General features: G+C 38.8%; 2 pseudogenes. One reads left to right on the top strand and one right to left on the bottom strand.

The window, feature by feature from the left end:
- Positions 1 to 644: pseudogene (locus STRDD11_RS14165) on the top strand (hypothetical protein); the annotation flags it as partial.
- A gap of 539 nt (positions 645 to 1,183) precedes the next feature.
- Here the strand turns inward: STRDD11_RS14165 and STRDD11_RS04615 are convergent.
- Positions 1,184 to 2,104 (bottom strand): annotated as a pseudogene (locus STRDD11_RS04615) (IS1182 family transposase); the annotation flags it as partial.
- Between the last annotated feature and the right edge of the window lie 476 nt (positions 2,105 to 2,580).

Here is a 2,580-nt window from a genome sequence, read left to right as displayed (position 1 = left end):
CCGATAAGAGGAAGTACTTGTCTCAACAAATTGATTCAAAAACTATTACTAATTTTACAAAGCGTTATAAGGATATGAGTTATTACCAAGCAGGAAGCTCTGAATACAATCTGTTAAAAGATAAAAGCATTGAGGCTATGACCGAACAGACTAGCAATATAGAGTTTCTCAAAGAACAAGACCATTGGCTTCGTTTTTCGAATAAGGAAGTGGAAGAAAAAAAAGATGGAATTTCAGGAGACATGCTTGGCTTGAATCCTATTTTGAAATCACTATACTATTTGACAACAAATCATCAAAATTCGACAAGTCAAACATTTGCTAAACAAAGTATTGACACTTTAAAGAACCAAGTTGAAAATTCCAGTGGTTTCTTCGTTATTACTGGTAATCAAACAATTTCTGATTGGATTAGAGTTGGCCGAGAAACTCAACGTTTTTGGTATGATTGTGTAAAAGAAAAGATCGCAGTTCAACCAATTAGTTCAATTATTGAAGTTCCATCAATCAAAGAGGAGGTCCAAAACCGACTCAATTTGAACAAGGATATCCAAATGATTTTCAGAGTTGGATATGTCAAAGAGTATGGAGAAAATATCAGTCCAAGACGAAACCTTGAAGAGTATATCTCTGTATCTGATTAAAAAACAATTTAATTAATAAAAATAAGAAAGAATATTATTGGTGATAGACACTATTAAGTTGACACCTTTAGCTATCCTGCAGCATTTTATCACAGCAGATAAGAATAATCTCAAACCTCTATCTTACTGTGAATTTTTGTCAAGTAAAACCAAATAGCAACAAGGGACATTAATATTTAACTCTATCGACTATTCCTCATAATTTTACTTATTCAAAAAAGAAGATAAAAATTTACCCTTCTAAATACGTACCCATCATAAAATTTGGTCAACTTTTATTACTTCAATATTATTAAGAATTCGTCAAAGCTTTAATATATCGCGATTCTTACTTTCTTATTTTTAGCACTTCTTACTATTTATCCCTGCAGAGGGCATGAAATAACACATGAAAAAGCCTATGCGATAGGCTCAGACCGTAGACAAACTCCTTTTTTCAAAGCGGTTTGTCTTTTTTGTTTGTCTTTTTTTGTCTGATTTTCTTGGTGCGCCGGCATTATAGTTGAGGTTTTGGGATTCGGGCAAAATAAAAAGCCCTTCTAGGCGACCATCTTCACCAGTTTTTTGAGATTCAGGCAGGCGAAAGTCAGGCCAACCTGATCTTCCATTTTGGCCTTGCCAATCTGTCTAGTGTAGCGGATGCCATGATATTCTTTGGCGGTCCCAAAATCTCTCTCAATGGTCTCCTTGCGCCGCTTGTACCATTCTTTCATCTCAGGGGTGTGCCGAATATCTTCGCATCTATCTAAATAGTCCTTCCAAACATGCCGGGTGATGACCCGCTGATGATTCTTAGCTTTGGTGCAGACAGACAAAAGAGGACAGGTTTGGCAAATAGAAGAATCGCTTTTGTATTCTCGATAGCCCTCCCGATTCGTTGTGCTGTAGCTCAATACTTGATTTTGCGGACAGAGATAACAGTCATAGTATGCATCATAAACAAAGTCCTTAGGGCGAAGCATCTTCTTATCTCCCCTTGGACGGGTGTAAGGAAGAACTGGTGTCAGCTCCTGGTCCAGCAGGAACTTGGCAATGCTGGGCGTCTTAAAGCCAGAATCCATTACAAAAGTTTGAGGCTCAAAGGGTTTCAGCTTGGCAAAGAGGAGCGGAAAGAGCTGGCTGTCATGCACATTTCCTGCTGCGACGGCATAGGAAAGAATCCAGCCATTCTTATCACAGGCTGCCTCGACATTATAAGCAAAGACCTGCTTATGATCCCCTTTATGAAACCAGCCGCTCTCAGGGTCGGTAGTGGATACCTTTCTATCTTTCTCCTTCTCCTCCTTTTTAGGTTTTAAGGGCTTTTTTCCGTGCTGACCCCGGTCTTTCTTCATTTCATCTTCCAATTCCTGCGCCATAAATTTCGCTTCCTGCTGGCAGACCTGATTGGTAAATTTATGGCCATTAGCGGCAGCTTTGACATGTGTGCCGTCAATAAACAAAGTCTGGCTGTCTATCAAATGATATAGTCCTTTAGTTTATAACCAGTATATGTTATACTAGTTATATGGAATTGATTTTCGAAAACGAGTTCTTGCCTATGTCCAGGAAGGCCATACCCGTCAAGAAACTGCAAAAATATTTAATATCAGTACAAATACTTTATATACTTGGGAAAAGCAGCAGCGTGTGCTGGGACACTTAGAGCGGGAAAAACGGGTAGCTAAAAGCAGGAAAATCCCCTTAGATGAACTCACAACATTCGTAGAAGCTCATCCTGACTCCTTTTTAAGGGAAATAGCCGCACACTTTTCTTGCAGTATTCCCTCTGTTTGGGCTGCACTAAAACAAGCGAATATCACTTTAAAAAAAGACAACAAGCTATAAAGAGCAAGATCCGAAAAAGGTTCGTCAATACCTCAAGTCGTTGGAGGCTTTGGAAAATCTTCCAGTCGTTTACATTGATGAGACAGGGATTGACACCTATCTTTATCGT

The sequence above is a fragment of the Streptococcus sp. DD11 genome, assembly GCF_001578865.1.
Lineage (GTDB): Bacteria > Bacillota > Bacilli > Lactobacillales > Streptococcaceae > Streptococcus > Streptococcus panodentis.
This window is presented reverse-complemented; position numbering and strand designations above follow the sequence as displayed.